The sequence below is a fragment of the Streptomyces sp. NPDC014894 genome, from assembly GCF_043080985.1.
Classification (GTDB): domain Bacteria; phylum Actinomycetota; class Actinomycetes; order Streptomycetales; family Streptomycetaceae; genus Streptomyces.
In genome coordinates, this window is sequence record NZ_JBIBWD010000007.1 from 264,059 (window position 1) to 284,829 (window position 20,771).

At 74.8% G+C, this 20,771-nt stretch carries 12 protein-coding genes; 5 read left to right on the forward strand and 7 right to left on the reverse strand.

Features of this window, described 5'->3' with window-relative positions; genetic code table 11:
• Positions 1-162: 162 nt before the first annotated feature.
• Together ACF089_RS18955 and ACF089_RS18960 are read right to left on the reverse strand one after the other, a co-directional pair.
• On the reverse strand, positions 163-948 hold the full coding sequence (locus tag ACF089_RS18955; protein WP_392027792.1) for an aminoglycoside phosphotransferase family protein: 786 nt from the start codon (positions 946-948) through the stop codon (positions 163-165).
• 38 nt (positions 949-986) lie between these two features.
• A complete protein-coding gene (locus ACF089_RS18960) occupies positions 987-2,570 on the reverse strand; it encodes a chloride channel protein (RefSeq protein WP_392027794.1) in 1,584 nt (527 codons plus the stop codon).
• Positions 2,571-2,768: 198 nt separating this feature from the next.
• Here ACF089_RS18960 and ACF089_RS18965 point away from each other — a divergent pair, with 198 nt between their 5' ends.
• From ACF089_RS18965 to ACF089_RS18975, 3 genes are all read left to right on the forward strand, one after another.
• Positions 2,769-4,202, forward strand: coding sequence for a hypothetical protein (locus tag ACF089_RS18965; protein ID WP_392027796.1), 1,434 nt, complete (start codon positions 2,769-2,771; stop codon positions 4,200-4,202).
• A gap of 52 nt (positions 4,203-4,254) precedes the next feature.
• Positions 4,255-4,722 (forward strand): hypothetical protein, encoded by a 468-nt coding sequence (locus ACF089_RS18970; RefSeq protein WP_392027799.1) that lies wholly within the window; start codon positions 4,255-4,257, stop codon positions 4,720-4,722.
• Positions 4,723-4,935: 213 nt separating this feature from the next.
• On the forward strand, positions 4,936-6,450 hold the full coding sequence (locus tag ACF089_RS18975; protein WP_392028175.1) for an alpha/beta hydrolase: 1,515 nt from the start codon (positions 4,936-4,938) through the stop codon (positions 6,448-6,450).
• Between the two features lie 564 nt (positions 6,451-7,014).
• Here ACF089_RS18975 and ACF089_RS18980 read toward each other — a convergent pair.
• From ACF089_RS18980 to ACF089_RS18990, 3 genes are all read right to left on the reverse strand, one after another.
• Positions 7,015-12,024, reverse strand: a complete 5,010-nt coding sequence (locus ACF089_RS18980; RefSeq protein ID WP_392027802.1) for a DNA repair ATPase — start codon at positions 12,022-12,024, stop codon at positions 7,015-7,017.
• Positions 12,025-12,128: 104 nt separating this feature from the next.
• Entirely contained in the window at positions 12,129-14,132 is a 2,004-nt protein-coding gene (locus ACF089_RS18985; protein WP_392027804.1) for an SPFH domain-containing protein, read from the reverse strand.
• Positions 14,133-14,396: 264 nt separating this feature from the next.
• Positions 14,397-14,969: a hypothetical protein gene (locus ACF089_RS18990; RefSeq protein WP_392027806.1), complete on the reverse strand. Its 573-nt coding sequence runs from the start codon at positions 14,967-14,969 to the stop codon at positions 14,397-14,399.
• Between the two features lie 248 nt (positions 14,970-15,217).
• Here ACF089_RS18990 and ACF089_RS18995 point away from each other — a divergent pair, with 248 nt between their 5' ends.
• The gene (locus ACF089_RS18995; RefSeq protein ID WP_392027809.1) at positions 15,218-16,279 is read left to right on the forward strand and encodes a PucR family transcriptional regulator; all 1,062 of its coding nucleotides are present in this window, start codon (positions 15,218-15,220) and stop codon (positions 16,277-16,279) included.
• Positions 16,280-16,528: 249 nt separating this feature from the next.
• Positions 16,529-18,505, forward strand: a complete 1,977-nt coding sequence (locus ACF089_RS19000) for a YncE family protein (RefSeq protein ID WP_392027812.1) — start codon at positions 16,529-16,531, stop codon at positions 18,503-18,505.
• A gap of 135 nt (positions 18,506-18,640) precedes the next feature.
• Here ACF089_RS19000 and ACF089_RS19005 read toward each other — a convergent pair whose 3' ends face one another.
• Both ACF089_RS19005 and ACF089_RS19010 read right to left on the reverse strand, forming a co-directional pair.
• Positions 18,641-19,897, reverse strand: a complete 1,257-nt coding sequence (locus ACF089_RS19005) for a serine hydrolase domain-containing protein (RefSeq protein WP_392027814.1) — start codon at positions 19,895-19,897, stop codon at positions 18,641-18,643.
• 183 nt (positions 19,898-20,080) lie between these two features.
• The gene (locus ACF089_RS19010) at positions 20,081-20,578 is read right to left on the reverse strand and encodes a GNAT family N-acetyltransferase (RefSeq protein WP_392027816.1); all 498 of its coding nucleotides are present in this window, start codon (positions 20,576-20,578) and stop codon (positions 20,081-20,083) included.
• Between the last annotated feature and the right edge of the window lie 193 nt (positions 20,579-20,771).

The window sequence follows — 20,771 nt, forward strand, 5'->3', positions numbered from 1 at the left end:
GGCACGGTGCGGCTCCTTCGGAGTACCGGGCGACAGTGTGTCACCGACGGCCGTCCGTCGGCCCGGTTCCCGCGCGAGGCGGCACACGCAGGGGGGGGGACCGCTCCTGATCCGGGAGCGGTCCCCCCGTGCGTGTGCATACGTACGTACGCGTGCCGAGGCTCAGCGGTCGTCGAGGACGAACGCCTCGATCTCCGGCCGCCGGTCCTGGAGATACTCCGCGTCCGCGAGGTACTGGAGGTGGTGGCCCGCCGCGAGATGGCCCGCGTAGGCCGCGTCCCCGGCCGCCGCCCGGGCGCGGATGAACGCCGCCATCGCGTGCAGCCGCTCCACGACGGCGTCGAGCAGACCGGCGCGGCCGGCCGGGTCGAGCCCGTACCGGTCGCAGAAGAGCCGGGCCCGGAGCGCCTGTTCCGCCGTGGTGCCGAAGCCGTCCGCGTTGGCGGGCGCGGTGAGCGGCGCCCAGCGGTAGGCCGCGTGGGCGATGTCCCAGAGCCGGGGCCCGGGGTGCGCGGTGTCGAAGTCGATGATCCCGACCACCCGGACGCCGTCCAGGACGCAGTTGTGGGGGGCGTAGTCCCCGTGGCAGATGACCTCGGCGGGGCTGCGCGCGGGAAGCATCCACCCCTCGGCCGTGGCGCACCGCGCCCAGCCGGCCGTGCTGTCGTGATAGGCGCGCAGCATCCGGGCGGCGCTCTCCAGGGCGGCCCGGGAGGCGGCGGCGGGCCCGGCCGGATAGCCGCTGACCTCGCCCGGGATGAAGTCGAGGACCTCGAAGCCGTCCGGCGTCACCTCGTGCACGGCGGGCGCGGAGACGAATCCCCGGGACCGCACATGGCCGAGGAGTTCATGGACGAGCGGGGACCACGGGCCGGTCGGCCGCCGGACCCGTCTCCCGATGCGTATGACCTCGTTGACCCCGCCGGACAGTATTTCGCGATCGTCCATTCCCACCCCTGTCTTTGCTGCTCACCGTCGTGTGGACCTCATGATGTCCCGGTTCCGCTTCGGCGCTCCAGTAGTTGTGCCGTGATGAAGCCGATGACGGAGCAGACGGCGATCAGCGGCATCTGGTTGTTCGCGTCGCCGCCCATGAGGAGCACGGTGAGCACGGCGCTGGTGACCGGCAGCCGGGTCACCACCGACGCCGAGGTGGCGATGCCGAGCGCGAGCGCCGGGGTCGCGCCGAGTCCGGGCAGTCCCGCGCACGCCACCCCGGCCGCCGCGCCGAGCAGCACCGCCGGGAAGATCGGCCCGCCGCGCAGGGCGCCCAGACAGACGCCCCAGGCGAGCCCCTTGCACAGGACGAGCATCACCAGGGCGGCCACCGGCCAGGAGTGCGGGTCGGCGGCGAGCGCGCCCAGGGTCGCCTGGCCCGAGAGCGCGGCCTCGGCCGGGGACCGGCCGGTGATCAGGGCGTACGCGGCGATGCTCACGCCGACCGCGAGGGCGGCGGCGACCGTGCGGCGGCCGGTGTGCCGGGCGGCGGTCCAGCGGGCGGCCGGATGTCCGAGCCGGTGGGCGCCGCCGACGATCAGCGCGATCAGCACGGCGGCGGGGACGCCCCAGAGGAAGTCCCCGGCGTCCGGGTTGACGTTCGGCGGTACGGAGGGGAGTTCGAGCGCGCCGACGGAGAGCCCGGTCCACTCGCCGAAGCCGGTGAAGACCAGCGCGCCGACGCCGCTGGCCAGCAGACACGGCAGCAGCAGCACGACCAGCCGCGGACCGGCGAGCCCGGCGGCCTCCACCATCATCACGGCGGCGACCAGGGGCCCGCCGAGGATGGTGGAGATGGCGGTCGTGGACCCGGCGGTGCCGAGGACCAGGGCCGCCTTGGGCTGTTCGGCGCGGCGGGAGGACCGTACGGCGAGCAGGGCCAGCCCGCTGCCGAGCGCCATCAGCGGGGCCTCGGGCCCCAGCACGACCCCGAGCGGGAGGGTGGCCAGCGCGGCGAAGACCACCCCGGGGAGCGCGCTCGGGCCGAGCGGCGGACCGCCCAGGCCCTCCACGGGCACATGTCCGCCGCCGCCCGGCAGCCGGGTGACCACGGGCGCCAGCAGCAGCCCGGCCAGCAGCAGCGCGGGCAGCGGCCACCACCAGGGCGCTTCGTCGTGGCCGACGGCGCGGGGGAGGGACTCCCAGACGCCGTGCTGGAAGGTGTGCTGGAGGCTGACGAAGAAGAAGCAGGCGAGGGCGATGGGGACGCCGAGGAGGACGGAGAGGAGCAGCAGCTTGCCGTAGCCGCGGCTGAGGAGGATGGCGCGGAGGGCGTCCGGTCCGGTGGGGACGGGCTCCCCGCCCGGCGCCCCGGGCGTCTCAGGCGCCTCGGCGGTGCCTGCCGCCGCCTCCGGGGTCCCGGGCGCTCCCGGTGCCGCCGCCGGATCCGCCGGACCCGCCGGATCCGCCGGACCCGCCGCGTCCGGTCCGTCCGGTCCGTCCTGTCCGTCCGACGGGCGCGGTCCGTCCGGCGGGCCCGGGGTCCCGGGCGCCTTCGGCGGGCCGGGGCCCTCGGGTACGGGATGCGCTCCGGGTACGGGTCGTCCTCCGGGCTCGTCGTCGGGCGCGCTCATCCGGGCCCGCCGCCCGGCGCGGCCGGCCCGTCCCCGCACGAGATACGCATGCCTCCATGCAAGGCGAGCCGGAACCGCTCGGCGCGGGGACGGGCCCGTACGGGTGACCCGCCGGACCCGCCCCCACCCGGATGCCCGCCGCGGCTCGCCGTCCGCCGCCGTCCCGCGTTCCCTGGACCGTGGCGGAGGAGGCGGCGAATGGCGTCGGACGGTACCGAGGACGCGACCGAGCTGGTACGGCTCCGGGCGCGGATCGCCGCGCTGGAGGAGCGCGGGGACCCGCCCCGCCCCCGCCACCGGACGCGCTCGTTCCTCGCCGTGCTGCTGATCCTCCTCGGCTGCGCGCTGGCCCCGCTGGGCGCCGTCGCCGCCTGGACCGCCGACGAGGTCGGGGACACCGACCGCTATGTCGCCACCGTCGCCCCGCTCGCCGCCGACCCCGCCGTCCAGGACGCGGCGGCGGACCGCGTCACCGACGCCGTGATGCGCCACATCGATCTGAACTCCCTGCTGGAGGGCGTGGCCCCGGCCGACCGGCCGCGCCTGGAGAAGGCCCTGGGCCGGCTGGGCGACTCGCTGGAGGGCGCGTTCCGGAGCTTCGTCCACGACAAGGCGGACGCGGTGGTCTCGTCCGCCGCCTTCCAGCGGCTGTGGAAGGACGCCAACCGCCGGGCCCACGCCGCCGTGGACAAGGCGCTGACCGGCGGCGGAGGCGGCGCGATCGAGCTGACGGACGAGGCGGTGGAGATCGATCTCGCGCCGGTCGTCGACGAGGTCAAGCAGCGGCTGACGGCGGACGGGATGGCCGCCGCGGCGAAGATCCCCGAGGTGCACACCTCGTTCGTGGTGCTGCGCTCGGACGAGATCGGCAAGCTCAAGACCTGGTTCCGGCTGCTCCAGCTCGCGGGCCTCTGGCTGCCGGTGCTCGCCCTGGTCCTCGTCGTGGCGGGAGTGCTGCTCGCCGTCCGCCGCCGCCGGGCCGTCGTCACCGCCGCCCTCGGCGCCGCCGCGGCCCTCGCGCTCCTCGGCCTCGCGCTGACCGCCTTCCGCGCCGTCTATCTCGACCGGCTGCCGAGCGGGGTCTCCCAGCCCGCGGCGGCCGCCGTGTACGACGCGCTCGTCCGCTTCCTGCGGACGACCGTACGGACGACGGTGCTCCTCGGGATCGTCGTCGCCCTCGCGGCCTGGCTGACCGGACCGGGCCGGCGCGCCGTCTCCGTACGCCGGCTGTGGCACTCCGCGATCGCCGCGCTGCGCGGTGTGGCCGACCGCGCGGGGCTGCGCACCGGGCCGGTGGGACCGTGGCTGCGCCGTCACCGCCGGTGGGCGGTGTGGGCGCCGGTCGCGGGCGCGGTGCTGGCGTATCTGCTGTGGAGCCACCCCACCGGGTGGGTGGTGGCGGGGCTGGCGCTCGCCCTGCTCCTGGCGGTGGCCCTGGTGGACTTCCTGGCGGCGGACGGGCCGGGCGGCCCGGGCGGCTCCGGCCGGGCAGGCCGACCGGACGCGTCGGGCGGCCCCGGCGGCCCAGGCGACCCCCGTGGCCCAGGCCACGAAGGCGGATCGGGCTCCTCCGGACCCTCAGATTCACCCGAACGGGTGTATCCGGATGGCGGTGGCACCAGGGCGGGCTGACGCTCGAATCCCCGTTCGCGTTGGGCGTACGGGGACAAGGAAGGGAGGTCCCATGAGCCACGCATCACAGCGACCGGCCGGGACTCCGCCGCCGAACGCCTCCCGGGGCCCCGACACGGGCCACAACAGCGGCTGGGCGGTGGGAGGCGTCGTCTTCGCGGGAATCCTGATGGTCTGCAACGGGGTGCTCGCGATCCTCCAGGGCATCGCGGCGGTCGGCGAGGACGACGTGTACGGCCGGGTGGGCGACTACGTCTACCGGATCAACCTCACCGGATGGGGCTGGATCCATCTGATCCTCGGGATCCTCCTGGTGATCGTGGGCTATGGGGTCCTCAAGAACATGGCCTGGGCGCGGTACGCGGGCATCTTCTTCGCGTCTCTCAGCCTGATCGCGCAGTTCCTGTTCCTGCCCTACCTGCCCATCTGGGCGGTCATCATGATCGCGATCGATGTGTTCATCATCTGGGCGCTCTCGGTCTACCACCCCGACGACAACCCCCGCCGAGACCTCATCTGAGACTCCCGGCGCCCCAGCGGGGCCCGGTCCGCATCCACCACCGAACCGGCCTGCGGACCGGGCCCTTCCACTGCGCCGGGACCGACGCGCGGCACCCCGGAAGCGTCAACTCCCCTGTCCCGTAGGGGTTTTCCCCCGGGGGCTACCCCCACCTCCGTCCGACCGGGCCGCCGGATGGGCCGGAGCCGACGGCTCGGCGAGTCTGTGGACATGATGACGTCACTGCCCACGAGCAGCCTCGCCCTCGTCCTGTCCGCCTCCGCCGTGGCGGCGGTCCTCACCACGGCGGCCGCGCCCGGCGCCCGGGCCGGGGACGCCGGAATACGCGACCCGGCCCCCGCTCCGCGCTGGACCGGCTGTGCGCAGCCGGGCGGGCCGGAGAACCAGCTGTGCGCGGATCTGTCCGTGCCGGTGGACCACGAGAAGCCGGACGGGCCCCGGATGAAGGTCGTGGTGTCGCGGGTCGAGAGCGACCGGCCCGAGGCGCGGCGCGGCACGCTGCTGGTGCTGGCCGGCGGACCAGGGTCCTCCGGGGTGGACCGGCTGGCGCAGAAGGGGAAGGCGCTGCTGAAGGAGATGAACGGGGCGTACGACCTGGTCACGCTGGATCCGCGCGGAGTGAAGCGGAGTACGACGGCGAGCTGCCGGCTGCCGGAGGCCGACCGCTTCACGGTCAACTTCCGGCCGTGGCCCGGCCCCGACGGGAAGATCACGGAGAACGCGGACCGGGCGCGCCGGGTGGCCCGGGAGTGCGCGGAGCACGGCGGGCCGGAGCTGCGGAGCCTCACCAGCGCCAATCAGGTGCGGGACATCGAGCTGTTGCGGCGGGCGCTGGGCGTGGAGAAGCTGTCGGCCTGGGGGAATTCCTACGGGGCGTACGTCGGGGCGCTGTACGCGCAGAAGCACCCGGAGCGCACCGACCGCTGGGTGCTGGACAGCAGCGGCGACCCGAATCCCGACCGGGTCGCGCGGAACTGGCTGGCCAACATGGCACGGGCGACGGAGTACCGATTCCCCGACTTCGCGGCGTGGGCGGCCGATCCGGCGCGCGACGCCCGGGGGCTGCGGCTGGCGCGCCGGGCGGAGGAGGTCCGTCCGCTGGTGCTCGCCCTGGCGGCGGAGCTGGACCGGAAGCCGAGGAGGACGACGACCGAGGGGGTGCCGCTGACCGGGAACGGGCTGCGGCAGGCCCTGCAACTGGCGCTCTACCACGACGACTCGTTCGAGTCCTTCGGTCGGCTGGTGCGGTCCGTCCGGGATCCGGAGGGCGTGCCCGTGCTGCCGGGCGCGCTGGCCGGACCGATGGCGGACGAGGAGGCCGCCGTCTCGATGGCGGTCGTCTGCAACGATGTGCGCTGGCCGGCGTCGGTGGGGGCGTACGAGCGCGCGGTGGCCGAGAACCGGGCGCGGTATCCGCTCACGGCGGGGATGCCCGCGAATCTCATGCCCTGTTCCTTCTGGAAGGAGCCGGCCGAGAAGCCCGACCGGATCACCGACGAGGGCCCCTCCAACATTCTGATGATCCAGAGCCTCAGGGACCCGGCCACCCCGCACTTCGGCGCGCTGAAGATGCGGGAGGCGCTGGGGCGGCGGGCCCGGATGGTCTCGGTGGACCAGGGCGGGCACGGGGTCTATCTGGGGCTGCGCAACGCCTGCGGCGACCGCACGGTGACCGAGTTCCTCACCACCGGCAAGCGGCCGGCGCGCGACGCCCACTGCCCGCGCTGACCGGAGCGCGGCGCCCGGCGCGTCAGGGCCGCGAGGCCGGCTGGCAGGACGGCTTCCTCGGCAGCTCCACCGGGCTGGAGAAGCCGTCCGCCGCGTGTCCTGCGTCCGTGCCGCGCCGGAACCCGTTCACTAGAGCGATCGCTCTAGTGAACGCGGGCGCGGGAAGGGAAAAGTTGTCCACAGGGTGTGGATGAAAGACGCGGATCCGGATCCGATGAGCCCGCCGGTCCGGCAGGCCGCCTCCGCCCCGCCCGGCAGCCTCTGCCGACCGCACCCGGCCCGCCTGTCCGCCCGCCGACTTCCCGGCCCGCCTGCCCGCCGGCCCGTCGCCTCCGGACTCCTCCGCCCGGAGCGGCCCCGACCCGGTCCGCCCCCACCGTCAACGATCCACCCGCCGGGCTGTCACCGCGCCCCAGGACGACCGCCCTCGGCCGGCGGCCCGCTGACACCCCGTCCGGCGGGCCGGACCGCCCCCGGGCGCCCCCGCCGGCCAGCCGCCCGCCGACGTACCCCCGTACCCCCCGTACCCCCGGCCCAGCGGCCGGCCCGGGGCTCGCGGCCCCCTCAACGGCCCTCCGCCAACGCCGCCTCCAGCGCGGCGATCCGAGCCGTGAGGGCTGTCAGGGCCGCTTGATCCGCTGCCGTATCCGCCGCCGGATCCGCCGTCGGCTCCGGCGGCGAGGGGAGCGCTCGCGGCTCGGACCGGGGCCCGGAGCCGTCCCGGGAGCGGATGTACGCGGAACGGATCTCGGCCCAGCGGGCCGACCGCTCCGGGGTGAGCGTCCCTCGGAGCGCCGCGAGCCGGAGGAGGTTGGCCTCCGCGCCCGTGGTGAGGGTGCGGGCCTCGCCGGTGTAGTGGTCGTCGACGACCGCCGCCAGCTCGGCGTCGTCCATCACCGGGCTGATCCGCCGCACGATCTTGTTCATGTTCCGGTACGAGCCCTGGAGCCGGAACGGCGGCTCGGTGCGGGACTCGTCGGAGCGGGCGGCGGAGGCGATGTACGCCTCGTTCACGGCGAGGACCGTCGTACGGGCCGTCAGCGCGTGCCGCAGCACCGCCAGTACGCCGTCCAGCTCCGCCGGGGCGTAGGGGTGGACCAGCCGGTCGCGCCGGGCCGCCGGGTCGCCCGAGGCCAGCCGGACCAGGAGTTCGAGATCGGCCCGCTCCCGACCGGCCAGCGGCGCGAGCAGCGGGTGGGAGGTGAGCGCGTTCTCGATGAAGCTGAGTGCGAAGGCGTCCTCCTTGCCGGTCGCCACCTCCCCCAGATTCCACACGTCGGCCCGGTTCGCCAGCATGTCGGGGATGGTGAACGCCTGCCCGGACTCGGTGTGCGGATTGCCCGTCATACAGACGGCGAACCGCTTCCCCCGCAGATCACGGCCGTTCAGGGTGCGGGTCGAGTCGCAGAGCGGAATGAACTTCTGGAGCAGCTCGGGAGAGGTGTGCTGGATGTCGTCCACATGGAGCAGCACATTGTTCCCGGCCGACAGGGCGAAGGCGATCTTCTCGACCTCCGCGCGGGCGGCGGCGTTCGGGGCCTGCTCCGGATCGAGCGAGACGGTCGTGCGCCCGAGCGCCGGACCGTCGACCTTCACCAGGAGCAGCCCCAGCCGGTCGGCGACGTACTCCATCAGCGTGGTCTTGCCGTAGCCGGGCGGCGAGAGCAGGAGCAGCAGCCCGCCGCCGTCGGTGCGCCGCGCGTCCCCCGCGGCCCCGAGCTGGCGCGCGAGGCTGTCCCCGACCAGCGGCAGATACACCTCGTCCACCAGCCGGTTCCGTACGAAGGCGGACATCACCCGGGGCCGGTGCTCGGACAGCCGCAGCCGGGCGCGTTCGGCCTCGACCAGGGAGCCGCGCAGCCGCTGGTAGGCGCGGTAGCCGGGGACGTCCCGGCCGGCGAAGTCGGCGGTGCGGGTGAGGAACTCGTCGAGCCGCAGGGTCAGCGCGCCCCGGGCGATCCGGGGGTGCGTGCCGAGCAGCCCGGTCGCCGTGCCGCGCAGCGGCGCGTTCACGAGACGGCGTTCGAGTCCGGCGCAGAGTTCGACCGCGACCGCCTCGGCGAGGTCCCCCGGGTCGGTCTCCTCCCCGGAGGCGGCGGCGTAGGCGGCGAGCCACCCCTCGATCAGCCGGTGCGCGGTCACGGGGTCGTCGGCGGCGATTCGGTCGCGTACGTCCTCGTCGTACGGGGAGCGGTCCAGGAGGCCGGCCGGGTCCGGGGCGGGGGCGTCCGGACCGGGGTCGTCGCTCCGCGCGGCGCGCCGGAACCCGTCCAGGAACGCGGTCGCCGAGGCGCTGGTCACGAAGGACTCGCCGGACGCCAGCTCCTCCACCAGATAGGCGGCGGCCGGCCCCGGCCCCCGCTCCCCGGCGAGGCCCGCCGTCCGCGACCGGCCCATCGCCCCGGCGAGTTCGGCGCGCAGCGCGTCCAGCGCCGGGGCCGCGCCGAACAGCTCCCGGGCCCGCACCAGCGACACCGCCTGCCGGCTCCACCGATCCCGCCTTGCCGGATCCGTCCCGTACGCCCAGAAGAGCTGGGCGGCCGCCCGCGCGTCCGCCGGGTGCCGCAGCAGTCCGGCCCCCTCGCGCAGCCGGAGCGCGAGCCGCAGGATCGCCTCCGTGTCGTGGTCGTGGACCCCGCGCTCGTACCCCTCGTCATAGGCCGCCTCGGCCGCCCGCCGGACCAGCGCGGAGAGATCGCCGGCGGTCCGCGCGGGCTCCAGCAGCCGGGCCGCCAGATGCTCCGCCCGGTAGACCTCGGGCGACTCCGACGCGAGCGTCCGCCCCCAGTACGGCCGGGTGGCGGCGAACTCGGCCCCGGTGACGGGCGTCCGGTGGTCGGTGCCGGTCAGCGCGAGGGCCATCCCGTCCCCGTCCGGGACGAGGGTCAGCTCCGGCGGCCGGGTGGTGACGGTGAACCGGTGCCGGCCGAGCCGGACGGTGTCGCCGCCGTCCGCGTACAGCTCGGTACGGTCGCGCAGCGCCCGCGCGGCCTCCTGACGGGCCGCCTTGAGCCGGCCCGTCAGCTCGTCGGCGCGCACCTGGTCGCCGAGGGCGCGCAGCTCGTCGGCGGTGCGCCGGACGCGGACGGCCATCGGGTCGGAGGCGAAGTGGGCGTGGACGGCGTCGGCGCTCTCCAGCACGGAGGCCCGGCGGGCGACGGCGTCGAGCACCCGGAGGGCGGACTCGGCGAGCCGGTCGGCCCGCCGGGCGCGGGCGTCCCCCAGGGTCTGGCGGCGCGCCGAGAACGCCTCGTACACCTCGGTCCGCTTCTCGCCGATCTCGGCGAGGAACGCGTCGTGCTCGGCGAAGCGCGACTCCAGCTCCTCCAGCTGGAGCAGGAGCGAGGAGAGCTGGGAGTCGCAGCTCTCGGGGGTGTCGGCGGCGGCGAGCGCGCCGGTCACCGACTGGCCGAGCAGCGCGAACTCGGCGGCGAAGGAGGCCCGTCCCTCCCGGTCGAGCAGCTCCCGGCGGCGGGCCGTGAGCCCGGCGCGGGCACGGTTGACCGCGCCGAGGACCTCCGCGATCCGCTCCAGCACATCGGTGCGCACGGTGGTGTCGGCGATGTCGAGACCGGTGACCGCCTCGCTCAGCGCCCGCAGCCCGGCGGAGCGCTCCTCCAGCCGCTCGCCGAGCCGGCCCGCGTCCGCGACGGTCGTCACGGACCCCGTCTCGGCGGCGAGCGCGCCGATCTCCTCGTGGTATCCGGCGAGGGAGTCCTCGCGGCGGAGGAAGGCGACGGCCCGGCGGGCGGTGGCGGCGACGGCGTCCGCGACGCCGGCGGCGAGGGCCTCGACGGCCCCGGCGTCGATGTACCGGGTCTCGCGCAGCGTGAGCAGCCGTCCCTGGCGGGCGCGGAGTTCGCCGATGCGGCCGATCCACTCCTCGGCCGTGGCGGGGGCCTCGCCCCGGACCCGGCGGATCAGGCGCTCGATGTCCTGCCCGGCGTCGGCGAGCGCGTCGGCGGCCCGCCGGGTGAGGCTCTGTACGGTGGCGAACTCCTCCAGCACCCGGGCCGCGGTCGCCCGCAGCTCGGCCAGCGGGGTGCGCAGATCCCCGGCCTCCGGGTCGCCGAGCCAGTGGTGGCGGTCGGCGGCGCGGACGCAGGCGGCGACGAGGGTCTCGTACACCTCGGCCGCCGGGGTGGTCTCCCGGGCCTGCCGGGCGATCGCCAGACAGTCGGCCACCCCGCGCACCAGGTCGGCGTTGCCGATCCGGGCGAGCGGCCCGTCACCGGCCGGCGCGGGGAGGTCCTCGGAGACGTACGGGGTGGACCAGAGCTGCGTCTGATGGGCGCGGGACGGCTCGGGGCCGGTCTCGCGGAGCACCATGAGCGTGCCGTCGTCGAAGAGGGCGTGCCCCAGGCAGGGGATCGGGGCGGCGACCTCCTCGCGGATGGTGCTGTAGGGCAGCAGCAGCCCCCGGCCGCCGGTGCGGGAGCGGAAGACGAACAGCGTGTCCTCGCCGCCCGGCGAGCGCACGGCCCGCGCGAACTCCAGCCCCTCGGTGTCGGCCTCGAACGTCTTCACCGTGTCGGTGGCGGCCAGGCAGTAGCCGCCGGGGAAGACGACGCCCTCGTCGCCCGGGAGCCGGCGACAGGACTGGCCGATGGCGTCGATCCTGGTCACGGACTTGGTGAGGGTGTTGAAGACGAGATGGCGCCGGACGGTCTCGTGATACGGCAGCACCCGCACCAGCAGCAGCGCCCCGACCCGGGCGTAGCCGACCTCGGCGTCGGCGAGGGACTGGAGCGGCTCGTCGACCGGCTCGCGGTGGAGCACGTCGGGCGTCTCGGTGTCGCCCTCGGCGCTGAGGGTGAGAAAGCCGCCGGCGGTGGAGAGGAACAGCTCCCCGCCGAGGGAGACGAGCGGCGTCCGGCCGGGGAGATGGTCGTCCCGGGTGGTCTCCGTCCAGTCGAGGTCGTACGGCGGCGGGAAGACGTGGTCGCGCTCGCCCCGGGCGTCCAGGAAGCCGATCCGGCCGTGCTCCGTCGACCAGCGAAGCACCCGGATGTCGGCGCCGCCGGTGGAGAAGACGGCGAGCAGCCGGTCCTCGCGCTGGTGGAGCTGGAGCAGCCGCGCGCCCTGGTAGTAGCGGCACAGCGCGCTGAACTCGGAGAGGAAGGCGGGATCGTCGAGCAGCCCGGGGACGGCGTCGTCCGGCAGCGGGTTCAGCTCGCGGTCGTACAGCGCGAACACCTCGCCGACGCCGGTGCGGGGCGTCAGCGCGGCGGGCGGGTCCTGGCCGAGGAGCAGCGCGTCGCCGACGGCGGCGAGGTCGCGGGGCAGGCCCGGCGCGCCGGTGCGCAGCCGGCCGGTCCCGGCGAGGGTCAGCTCGGCGGAGCCGAAGGTCTCGGCGCGGGCGGTGTCGAGGGCCTCGGCGCGGCGGGCCAGCTCGCCGGCGCGCCGGTGGAGCCGGTCGCGCAGCACGTCGTACGCGGCGGAGTCCATGGCCGCGCCCGCCGCCGGGTCCGCCGGACCGGTCCGGCCCGCGACGGCGGCGGTGTCGGCGTCGGTGGCGGCGTCGGCGTCCTGGCGGGCGTCGGGGCCCGTGTTCGCGGGCGTACCGGTGTCCATGTCGTCCAGCTCCCTGGAGGTGTGTACGGGGTCCGCAGCCGCCGCCCCCCGCGCGGCGGCTGCGGAGCTGTGTGAGGGCTTGGCTCAGCCCTGTCCCTGAGCGGTCAGCCCTGTCCCTGTCCGGTCAGTACGGCGGGCGGGGCCTCGCTCCCGTTCGCCGCCGGGGTCCCGGCGCTCTCCAGGAGGCGCTTGACCTGATCGCCCAGTCCGCCGAGGTCGGCCGTGCCGCCGTCGGACTTCAGCAGCTTCATCAGCAGCGCGGACGCGGAGAGGTTCTTGACGTCGTCCGTCGAGACCGCGCCGAGCACCGAGGTCAGATCGCCGGTGAAGGAGGCCGAGCCGTCCAGCCAGGGACCGGCGAGGGTGCGCGCGGTCCGCGAGCTGTCGACGAATCCGTCGACGCCCTTGCCGAGCGAGATCGACTGCACCAGCCGGTCGAGGAAGACGGACTCGCCGCCGACGATGCTGATGTCCGCGCTCTCCAGACCGGTCGCGAGCACCGTCGCCTGCGCCTCCGCGATCTGCCGCTGGGTCTCCAGACCGGCGATCCGGACGTCCTTCTCCGCCTCCAGCCGCAGCCGGAACTCCTCGTGGCCCCGGGACGCCTCGTCCAGGGCGGCCATCGCGGCGGCCTTCTCGGTCAGCCCCGTCGCCTCCGCCGTGAGCCGGGCCGAGGTGGCACGGGCCTCGGCCTCGCCGGACCTCTCGATCGCGTCGGCCTCCTTCTCCCGGACCGTGACGGCGGCCAGGCCCTCGGCCGCCGCCTCCGCCCGCAGCGACTCGGCGAGCCGGATCCGGGACCGGGCGTCCAGGTCGGCCGCCTTGTTGCGGGCCTCGGCGAGGGTCAGCTCCTCCGCCGCCCGGTGCACCGCGGCCGTCTCGGCGGCCTCGGCCGCCTTGATGTCCTTGACCAGCCGCTCCTGCGCGGCGGCCTCGGCGGCGATGACGAGGGTCTGCCGGCCGCGCTCGGCCTCCTCGACGGCGCGCAGCCGCTTGATGGACTCCTCCTGCTCGGCGACCGTGCGGTCCACGGCGACCCGCTCCCGGATCACCTCGGCGATCTCGCGCCGCTCGGCCTCGACCTCCTTCTCGGCGGAGATCCGGCTCAGCTCGGTCTCCCGCTCCCGGGCGATGACTTCGAGCAGCCGGTCCTTCTCGATCCGCTCGCTCTCGATGGCGATCACCCGCTCGCGGTTCTTCGCGGCGACCGCGACCTCCCGGTTCTGGTTCTCGCGCTGCACCCCGAGCATCTCCTCGGTCTTCAGATACGCGCCCTGCGCCCGCAGCCGCTCCTCCTCCACCACGCGCGCGGTCTCGGCCTCCTCGCGGGCCCGAACGGTCTCGATCTCCCGGCGCTGCTTGATCTCGGCGTCCGCCTGGCGGCGCTCCAGTTCGAGGATGGCCTCCCGGGCGTCGACGTTCTGCCGGGTGATCTCCTTCTCCTCGTGGCGCTGGAACTCATTGGTGCGCACATGCTCGGCGGCGGTCAGCTCGGTGATCTTCCGGATGCCCTGGGCGTCCAGGATGTTGTTGCTGTCGAGCTGGTCGAGCGGGGTCTGCTCCAGATGGTCGATCGCCGCGTCCTCCAGGCTGTAGCCGTTCAGATCGGTGCCGATGACCTGGATGATCCGGTCCCGGAACTCATCGCGCTTGGTGTAGAGATCGGTGAAGTCGAGCTGCTTGCCGACGGTCTTGAGCGCCTCGGAGAACTTGGCGTTGAACAGCTCCTGGAGGGTCGCCCGGTCGCTGGCCCGGGCGGTGCCGATGGCCTGGGCGACCTTGATGACGTCCTCGACGGTCTTGTTGACGCGGACGAAGAACGAGATCCGGATGTCGGCGCGGATGTTGTCCTGGCAGATCAGCCCGTCCCGGCCGGTGCGGGAGATCTCGATGGTCTTCACCGAGATGTCCATGGTCTCGGCCTTGTGGAGGACGGGGAGGACGACCTGCCCGGTGAAGGTGACGTCCACCTTGCGCGTTCTGGAGACGATCAGCGCCTTGCCCTGCTCGACCTTGCGGAAGAGCCGGCTCACCGCGAACAGCAGGGCGAGGGCGATGAGCAGGGCGGCGACGACGAGCACGCCGATGCCGAGAGAGATGGAGTTCATGGGTGTTCCCCGTTCGGTGGCGGGTGAGTGGAAGGGGCCGTCCGGCGCGGGCCCGGCGCGGGTCCGGGGTGCGGCGGGCGGCCGCCGGCCCGGGCGGGCGGTGCTTCGGCGGGCGGCCGTGGGCCGGGCGGGCGGTGCTTCGGCGGTGTTCCGGGCGGCGTTCCGGGCGGTGGAGCCTCAGTGCGTGACGCCCCGGCGGTGCCGCCTCAAAGGCGCGGCTCCAGCGGGTGACGTAGCGGCGGGTGACGTAGCGGCGGCCGTGCCTCAGTAGGGCGCGACCCAGAAGAACTCGCCCGCCTCGTCATAGGCGTACAGCAGCCCGGTGGCCCCGAGGGCCAGTTCGCCGGTGCCGTTCTGGCGCACCTGCACCAGCGCCGTGGAGCCGTCCCGCGCCCTGACCTCCGCCTGGCCGAAGTCCTCGCCCACCCGCCCGGTGCGGATGACGCAGCTCAGCCCGATGAAGTCCTGCCGGGACGGCGGGGGTTCGTCGGGGAAGAGGGAGCCGATCGGCCGGACGGCGATCCGGGTCAGCCACCAGGCGAGAAGGAGGACGACGGGCAGCAGCGGCACCTTCAGCAGCCGCCAGCTCCCCTCCGCCCCGGCGAGGAGCACACAGCCGGCGAGGCTCAGGAACCAGCCGAGGGCGACCGTCAGGGAGACCGTCACGGAGACGGGCACGCCGCCGACGCTCAGCGGGCCGGAGTCCAGATCGGCGTCGAAGCTGTCATGACCGGCCGCGCCGACGGCGACCAGCAGCCAGAAGACCAGCACCACCACGAGCGCCGCCGTGAACAGCACGGTGGGGAAGCCGAGCGCGGCATCGAGGAAACCGTCCATCGCCGCTCCCCCTCACGTTCGTTCCACCGACTGTGCGCCTCCGGCGGATCTTTCCGTCCTCCGGCAGGGGAGCCGCCGTGCCGCTGTCCCGCTCCGGCCCCCTGGCTCACTCTGCCTGAGGAGCCGCTGCGTCCGCATTGCCGTCGCCCGGCAGTCTTGACGCGTGCTTCATGCCGATCGACACCCCCGGAAGCGGCGTGCGACCCTGTCCGAGTTCGTCAGGGAAGCGTTAAGACCGGGGGGAAGTCATGGTGAGGCAGGAGATACCCGAGGAGGATCTGAGGGCCTACACCCACATTCTGGTGGACGCCTGCGCCACCGGCCGGCGGCTCACCCGTGACGAACTGGAGTCCCTGCGGACCCGGGGCGAGCGCGCGGCCGACTCCGGCATGGGGCTGCGCTCGCTGGTCCGCGCCCAGCTCGCCGCCGCGCAGGGCGTACGGCCGCTGCTGCCGCGCTCCGCCGCCGACCATCTCCTCGCCGCCGTGGAACAGGCCGTGGACGCCTTCGCCGAGGGCCATGAGCGGGCCCAGCGGCTGGCCGTCCGCCAGGAGGAGGCGGCCCGCCGGGAGTTCATCGACGATCTGCTGCACGGCAGCAGCGATCTGGGCCGGCTCCTCCAGCGGGCCGAGCGCTTCGGGCTGCTGCTGTCGCACGCCCACGCGGTGGCCGTGGCCCAGGGCCGGGAGCCGTACGACGACGGCTATCCGGTCTCCCGCCGGATCGAGTCCTCGCTGACCGCCCGCTTCGGCCACCGGGGGCTGCTGCTGACCACCAAGGACGGCCGGGTGATCTGCGTCGCCCCCGCCGACCAGACCGAGGTGCTGGGCTTCTTCGCCAAGGTCGCCCACGCGGCCACGGACGGCGGCCGGGTGGCGATCGGGCGCGCCCACCCCGGCGCGGGCGGTGTGGTCCACTCCTACGAGGAGGCCCTCAACGCGCTCGAACTCGCCGACCGCATGGGCCTGGAGGACCCCGTACTGCACGCCGCCGATCTGCTGGTCTACCCCGTCCTCACCCGCGACCGGCAGGCCATGGCCGATCTGGTGGAGAGCGTGCTGGGACCGCTGCGGGAGGCCCGCGGCGGCGCCGGACCGCTGCTGGACACCCTCACCGCGTACTTCGACTCCGGCTGTGTGGCCACCGAGGCCGCCCGCCGTCTCTCGCTGAGCGTCCGCGCCACCACCTACCGCCTCGACCGCATCCACCGCCTCACCGGCGCGGACCCGGGCGACCCCGTCCACCGCTACACCCTCCAGACGGCGGTGATCGGCGCACGGCTGCTCGGCTGGCCGGGCCATCCGGTCTGACCCCGGCCCTCCGTCCCACCTCGGCGTTCCGTCCGGCCCCGGCCTTCCGCCGCCCCCGGCGCCCGTCCCACCTCGGCGTTCCGTGATGACATCGTTGCGCGAAATCGCCGTGTGATCCGGCGGGAGCATGCCCTACGCTGCGCTTCACCAGGCCGCGCCCCGGGAGCCGTCGTCACCACGACGCCACGGGTGCCGCGCGGCCCGTCTCTTCGCGTGTCCACGCGATTCCATGTGGGGGTACGAATCACTGTGCGCAGGCGCAGCATCTCTGCCGCGACGGCTCTCGCGGTCCTCTTCAGCTCCGCGGCGGTCGTCGCGGGCGCCGCGGGGACGGCAGCCGCCGCCGACTCCGCCCGGACGCTGCCCGTGAAGTCCACGGGCGACGTCGTCGTCGACGGCGTCCACCGCCGGGTCTTCGTGTCCGACCCCGAGTCCGGGAAGATCGTCGCCACCGACTACACCGGCAAGGTCGTGGCCACCGTCGCCCAGCTGCCCGGTGTGGCGGGACTCGCCCTCTCCGCCGACTCCCGGCAGCTGTACGCGGCCGTCCCCGGCGACGACAGCGTCGTCGCGATCGAGACCCGCACGGTCACCCGCACCGCCCGCCACCCGATCGGCGCCGGCACCGACCCCAGGACCCTCGCCCTCGCGGGCGGCAAGATCTGGTTCGGCTACAACGGCGACATCGGCTCGCTGGACCTCTCCGGGGCCGAGCCCGTCGTCTCGCTCGCCCAGCGGCCCGCCGGCTCCGCCATGGTCGGCGCCCCCCTGCTCTCCGCCGCGCCCGCCGCCCCCGACACACTGGTCGCCGCCGAGGCCGACGCCTCCTCGGGGATCCTGGAGGTCTACGACGTCTCCGGCGCGGCGGTCACCCGGACCGCCCTCGGCCGCAGCGGCAGCCGGGCCCACGACACCGCGCTCACCCCCGACGGCGGCCGGGTCGTCGCCGCGACCGGCGGCAACGCCCTGCTGAGCTTCAGGACCGCGGACCTCTCCCCGGCGGGCAAGCACCCCACCTCGCACAGCGCCAACGCGGTGGCCATCGCCCCCGGCGGCACGCTCGCCGCGGGCGCCGACGCCTCCTACGCGCCCGACGTCCACGTCTACCGGCCCGGCGTCGCCAAGGCGGTGCGGCAGTACGACTTCCCGAACACCGGCCGCCACACCGCCGGGGACTCGCTGGCGCCCGGCGGCCTCGCCTTCGACCCGTCCGCCGGACGGCTCTTCGCGGTGAGCGTCAACAGCGAAGAGGTCTACTCGCTGCGCACCTTCGAGGGCCCCGCGAAGGCGCTCCCGAAGCTCACGGTCAACGCGCCCGCGAAGGCCCCCCGGGGCAAGTCCCTCAAGGTCCACGGGAAGATGACGGCGTCCCTGCCGTTCCCGGCCGGCACCGAGGTCACGGTCGTCCGGACCGACGCGGAGTCCCCGAAGGGCAAGTCCCTCGGCAGGAAGAAGCTCGGCGCAGGCGGCGCCTACTCCTTCAAGGACACCCCGTACTCCGGCGGCAAGGTCACCTACAGGGTGAGCTACGCGGGCGGCGAGCGCCACGCCGGGACGTCCGCCTCCGACAAGGTCGACGTCTCCCGCGCCGGGACCACCCTGTCGCTGGACAAGAACGACAAGATCTACGGCTACGGCGCCACCGTCGACTTCACCGCCAAGCTCGGCAAGACGTACAAGAACCGCACGGTGAGCCTGTACGCGGACCCGGCCGGGGACGGCAAGGGGCGCAAGCTCGTCAAGACCGGCAAGGTCGGCGGCAAGGGCACGATCTCCGCGAAGGTGAGACTCACCCGCGACACCACCGTCACCGCCGTCTTCGGCGGCGACTCCCGCACCGCGCCGAAGTCGGCGAAGAGCTGGGTCGGCACCAAGGTCAAGGTGTCGACGACGCTGACCAAGCACTACAGGACGGCCAAGCTCGCGGGCCAGAAGTACCACTACTTCCGGAAGACCGCGGACCCGCTGATCACCACCCGGATGACGGCGTTCGCCAACCGCTCCGAGCTGCTGAGCCTGGAGTACTACTACCAGGGCCACTGGTACCACCTGGGCGAGGAGTACTTCGCGCTCGACTCGACCGGGGTCGCCCGGGTCCGCCTCGGCGGCAAGCACGACACCGGCTACCGGATGCGGGTGCGCGCCTCGTACCTCAACGGATCCTCCGGCGACACGGTCAACTCGACCACCCGGGGGCCCTGGAAGTACTTCATCTTCACCAACTGACCGCCCACCGAGGGCTGCTGGCCTCCGTCCGAAGGCCGTCGGCCCGCCTCGCCCCGCACGTCCTGCCGGCCCGCCTCGCCTCGCACGTCTCACCGGCCCCGCCCGGCGGACTCCTCCGCCGGGCGGGGCCGTTTCTCACTCCGCGGCGCGGGCGGACGCGGCCGGTCCGCAGAACGCCGCGTCGTAGTACGCGTTGGCGGCGGCCACCGCCGGATGGCCCCTCGGGCGGATGACCGTGAGCGCGAGGGTGACCGCCCGGCCGTCGTCGGCGGCCCCGCTCACCGTCTTGTAGCCGGGGATGTCACCGCCATGGCCCCAGCTCACCCCGCCGCAGCTCAGCGGGGTGCTCACCAGACCGAGTCCGTACCGGACGCCGGGGCCGAGCGGTGAGGCGTCGACCGTGGTCCGCATCTGCCGCAGCTGCTCGAGGGCGAGCAGCCTGCCGTCCGCCAGCGCGGAGAAGAACCGGTTGAGATCGCCGGGCGTCGAGATCATGTCCCCGGTGGCCCAGCCCCAGGACGGATCCAGCTCGGTGATGTCCCGCAGCCGCTCCTCGGGTCCGCTCGGGTGATAGCCCCGGGGGTGCGGACCGCGTACGGAGCGGTCGCCCGCGACCGGGACATAGGTGCGGCGCAGCCCCAGCGGCTCGATGATCCGGCGGGTGATCTCCTCGCGGACCGGCCGCCCGGTCACCTTCTGGACGATCAGCCCGGCCACCACGTAATTGGTGTTGCTGTAGCCCCAGCGGGCCCCGGGCCGGAACACCGCGGGGTGCTCCAGGGCCAGATCGAGCAGCTCGCGCGGCTCCCGGTAGACGTTCCGGGACGCGAACCAGTCGGGGTCGAGGTGGTCGGTGTAGTTCGGCAGCCCGCTGGTGTGCTGGAGCAGCCGGCGGATCGTGATCTCGCGGCCGTCGACGCCGTCGCCGCGCAGCAGCCCGGGGAGATGGGTCTCGACGGGCGAGTCCAGAGAGATCCGGCCCTCGGCGACGAGCTGAAGGACGACCGTGGCGAGAAAGGACTTGGAGTTGCTCGCGATCCGCACCCGCCCGTCGACCGGCACTCCCGCGCCGGTCTCCAGATCGGCGACCCCGGCCGTGTAGTGACGGGTCGGCCCGCCGCCGGCGCCGCGCACGGCGGCGAGCCCGGCGGGGAAGCCGTCCCGCGCCACCAGCTCCTCCAGCCCCCGCCGCAGCGGATCGCCCGCTCCGGCCGGCCGCCGCTCCCCGGCGAAGGCGGAGACGGGGGCGGGGGCGGGCGGTGTGCCCGCCCCGAGGACGGCGAGCAGGACGAGAGGTACGAGCGCGGCGGCCGCCCGTCCGAGTCGGGGCCGTCCACGGGACGGGAGGGCGGGGCGGGGCATGGCGGTCGCTCCCTGTGGGTCTTCGGTCACGTGGGGTCAGTCTCCCCGACGGCCCCGGGCCCGGGCCCCTCACCCGCCCGCGCCGCGCCGCCCGTGCCTCCGCGCGCCGGGCGGCCGACCGGGTGAGCGCCCGGCGCGCGCCGCGCCGCGCGGATCCCGAGTGCGCCGGGCGGGAGCCCGCGCGCCGAACGGGGGCTCCCGCGCTCACAGCACTCAGTCCACCGGCCAGTCGATCCGGTAGTACGTCAGCCGCTCGTCCTCGCCGACCCGGCGCATCCCCACGGCGTTCATCACCCGCTGGGAGGCGATGTTGTCGAGGTCCGCGTCGCCCTCCACACAGGCGATGCCGAGCCCGCGCGCCAGCTCCAGCAGGGCGCGCAGCGCCTCGGACGCGTACCCCTTGCCGTGTTCCGACGGGACCAGGCCGTAGCCGACCGTCACCGCGCCGCGGTCGTCGGGCGGCCCGTGGAAGCCGACTCCGCCGATCGCCCGGCCGTCTTCCTTCAGCCGGATCTCGTACGCCCCGAAGGGTCGGGGATCGCCGTGCTCGGCCCAGAGTCCGAGCAGCCGTATGGCCCCGGTCCGGTCGCCGTCGTCGGGATAGCCGTCCGCCCAGAGATCGCCGGATCCCGGCTCGCCGACGGCGACGCGCTCCGCCTCGGCGGCGCTCAGGGGGTGCAGGACGAGCCGGGCGGTCACAAGATTGTCCATCCCGGTGGATTACCACGGGAGCGGGCCGGTCCGCCCGGCGGAATGCGTCGATCACGCCATGATCGGGAACGGGCCCGGGGCCTGGGGCCCCGGCGCTGCGGCTTCGGGCCTTCGGCACCCGGCGCTGCGGTCTCCGGCGCTGCGGTCTCCGGCGCTGCGCGCCGGCCCGGAGCGCCGGAGACCGCTTCGGTGT

Excerpts from the sequence above, each read along its gene's own strand:
- ACF089_RS18955 (WP_392027792.1), bottom strand. The coding sequence starts at position 948 with ATGGACGATCGCGAAATACTGTCCGGCGGGGTCAACGAGGTCATACGC.
- ACF089_RS18960 (WP_392027794.1), bottom strand. The coding sequence starts at position 2,570 with ATGAGCGCGCCCGACGACGAGCCCGGAGGACGACCCGTACCCGGAGCG.
- ACF089_RS18965 (WP_392027796.1), top strand. The coding sequence starts at position 2,769 with ATGGCGTCGGACGGTACCGAGGACGCGACCGAGCTGGTACGGCTCCGG.
- ACF089_RS18970 (WP_392027799.1), top strand. The coding sequence starts at position 4,255 with ATGAGCCACGCATCACAGCGACCGGCCGGGACTCCGCCGCCGAACGCC.
- ACF089_RS18975 (WP_392028175.1), top strand. The coding sequence starts at position 4,936 with ATGACGTCACTGCCCACGAGCAGCCTCGCCCTCGTCCTGTCCGCCTCC.
- ACF089_RS18980 (WP_392027802.1), bottom strand. The coding sequence starts at position 12,024 with ATGGACACCGGTACGCCCGCGAACACGGGCCCCGACGCCCGCCAGGAC.
- ACF089_RS18985 (WP_392027804.1), bottom strand. The coding sequence starts at position 14,132 with ATGAACTCCATCTCTCTCGGCATCGGCGTGCTCGTCGTCGCCGCCCTG.
- ACF089_RS18990 (WP_392027806.1), bottom strand. The coding sequence starts at position 14,969 with ATGGACGGTTTCCTCGATGCCGCGCTCGGCTTCCCCACCGTGCTGTTC.
- ACF089_RS18995 (WP_392027809.1), top strand. The coding sequence starts at position 15,218 with ATGGTGAGGCAGGAGATACCCGAGGAGGATCTGAGGGCCTACACCCAC.
- ACF089_RS19010 (WP_392027816.1), bottom strand. The coding sequence starts at position 20,578 with ATGGACAATCTTGTGACCGCCCGGCTCGTCCTGCACCCCCTGAGCGCC.